A 2,321-nucleotide genomic window follows, 5' to 3' on the forward strand; every position below is an offset into this window, starting at 1 on the left:
CGAGCTGCGCGGGGGCCGGCCCGCCCTGGTGGTCGCCACGGCCCGGCCCCGGGGCCGGGCCGTGGCCTCCGTGCCCCTAGCCGACGAGGAGTTCGTGCTGGTCGCGGGGGGCGCCTGGGCCGAGCGCGTCGGGGGCCCGGAGCGCATCACCGCCCTGGGCCCCGCCGCGCTGCGCGGCGTCCCCCTGGTGGCGTACGCCGAGGACATGCCCATCGTCCGCCGCTACTGGCGCCACGTCTTCGGCAAGCGCCTGGTGTGCGAGCCCGCCGTCACCATGCCCGACCTGCGCGCGGTCAAGGCGGCGGTGGTGGGCGGTACCGGATTCACCGTGCTGCCCCGCTACCTGTGCCTCGACGAGCTGGCCTCAGGGGCCCTGATCCTGCTGAACGACCCGGAGGACCCGCCCTTCAACACCGGCTACCTCGTGCAGCGCCCCGGCTCCTCGGACAACCCGCACGTAGCCCTGGTCCGGGACCACCTGCTGGAGTCCGCGCGCGACCACTAGCCGGCACCCGGACCCGGACCCGGACCGGGACCGGGACCGGACCCGGTTTCGGGTGCGCGGTCCGTGAGCAGCAGCCCGTTCTCCCAGATCTTGTTGAGCGTCGTCACGAGCCGCTCGTACGGGATGCGCTGACCCAGCACGAACACCATGTAGGCCATACGGCTCACCATCACCGACAGGGCGTGCGCGGTGACCAGCGGATCGAGGCTCGTGTCGGCCTCGCCGTTCTCCTGGAGCGTGCGGATCAGCTTGGCGCTGCGCCGCGCGAAGGCGTTGCCGCGCTCGATGCGCAGCGCCATGAACTGCTCGTCGACCTGGGCGACCTGCTCGAACAGCGCCATCAGGCGCGCGTTCTTCTCGTAAGCCCGCAGGTACTCGCGGTTCGAGGCGTCGATGAGCCGACGGGTGTCGGTGATGCCGGTGCGCTCGCGCAGATGGGGGTGGAGCATTTCCTCCTGCACCTGCTCGACGAGCGCCTGGAAGATCTCTTCCTTGCTGTTGAAGTACGTGTAGAACGACCCGGAGGCGACCTGCGCCGCCTTGGAGATGTCGGTGATCCGGGCGTTCAGATAGCCGTCGCGTTCGAAGACCTCGCGGGCGGCGGCGATCAGCGCGTTGCGGGTCCGGACGCCGCGTGCGCTGCGTGGTGTGATCGGTTGCTTCTGGCCGCCGTCCGCGGCCGGGACCTGGGCAGCCACTGCGATCCATTCAGTGTCGTTCGAACCTGTACGCAACCGGTGGCAGCGGAGGCTATCAGCCGACCGAGGCGAGGAACTCCAGAAGAACGGCGTTCACCTCATCGGCCCGCTGCTGCTGGATCCAGTGGCCCGCGCCGTCGAGCACGACGTGCCCTCGCGGATCGGTCAGCACCCGGTCGATGCGGTCCGCCGGCATGAAACGGGCGACGGGATCCTTGGAGCCGGTGACGAACAGCGACGGCTGTGCGATGACACGGCCGTCGAGGTGCTCGGTAAGCGCCCAGTTGCGGTCCAGGTTGCGGTAGTAGTTGAGGCCGCCGGTGAACCCGGTCTCCTCGAACGTCTCGACGTAGTACGAGAGTTCCTCCTCGCTCAGCCACGGCGGGGGCGGCAACTTCTCGTCGGGGCGGGCGGCCCACTCGGCGGACCAGACCTCCTTCGCGACGAGCGTCCTGCGGACGTTGCGGCTCAGCGCCCGGTCCGCGACGCCCGGCTCCTGGAACCACGCCATATAGAAGTCGTCGCCAAGGCGTGAGCGCAGGATCGGCAGGGGCGGCGCGGGAGCGCGCGGCGTCACGGGCACGCTCATCCCGGCCACCGCCCGCACCCGCTCCGGGCGGTCCAGGGCCATGTGCCACACCACGGACGCGCCCCAGTCGTGGCCCACGAAGACGGCGTCGTCCGCGCCGACGTCGTCGAGCACCCCGGCCAGGTCGGAGCAGAGCGTCAGAACGTCGTACGCGTCGACGTCGGCGGGGCGTGAACTGCCGCCGTAGCCGCGCATGTCCGGCACCAGGACCCGGTGGCCCGCCGCCGCCAGCGCGAAGACCTGGTGCCGCCAGGAGAACGCCAGCTCGGGGAAGCCGTGGCAGAGCACCACCGGCGGCCTGCCCGGCCGCCCGTCGCCGTGGTCGAAGACGCGGAGCGTGATGCCGCCCGTCTCCACCCGACGCGTCCCGACACGCTCCCACGCGCTGACCGGCGTATGTGTCGTCATGGGCAGTATTGAACTTGACGTTGGGTTCAAATGTACAGGGGCCCCGACGACGAGGAGCGGTCGCTTGGCGGGGGCGTGGGGCGTTTGTGCGCGGCGCACGCACGGCGGGCCCGGCGGAACG

At 71.2% G+C, this 2,321-nt stretch carries 3 protein-coding genes; 1 reads left to right on the forward strand and 2 read right to left on the reverse strand.

What is annotated here, in order from left to right:
• Positions 1–505: substrate-binding domain-containing protein (locus ACWDVB_RS40215; protein WP_451612065.1), on the forward strand; the 505-nt coding region annotated here is incomplete at its 5' end.
• On the opposite strand, the gene ACWDVB_RS40220 is transcribed toward ACWDVB_RS40215, so the two are convergent.
• Positions 502–1,203 carry a TetR/AcrR family transcriptional regulator gene (locus tag ACWDVB_RS40220; RefSeq protein WP_451514040.1) on the reverse strand — a complete coding sequence of 234 codons (702 nt, stop codon included), beginning with the start codon at positions 1,201–1,203 and terminating at the stop codon, positions 502–504. The two genes, ACWDVB_RS40215 and ACWDVB_RS40220, sit on opposite strands and share 4 nt — an antisense overlap.
• Positions 1,204–1,258: 55 nt before the next feature.
• Positions 1,259–2,200: an alpha/beta fold hydrolase gene (locus ACWDVB_RS40225; RefSeq protein ID WP_451514039.1), complete on the reverse strand. Its 942-nt coding sequence runs from the start codon at positions 2,198–2,200 to the stop codon at positions 1,259–1,261.
• Between the last annotated feature and the right edge of the window lie 121 nt (positions 2,201–2,321).

The organism is Streptomyces sp. NPDC003379, from assembly GCF_053589195.1.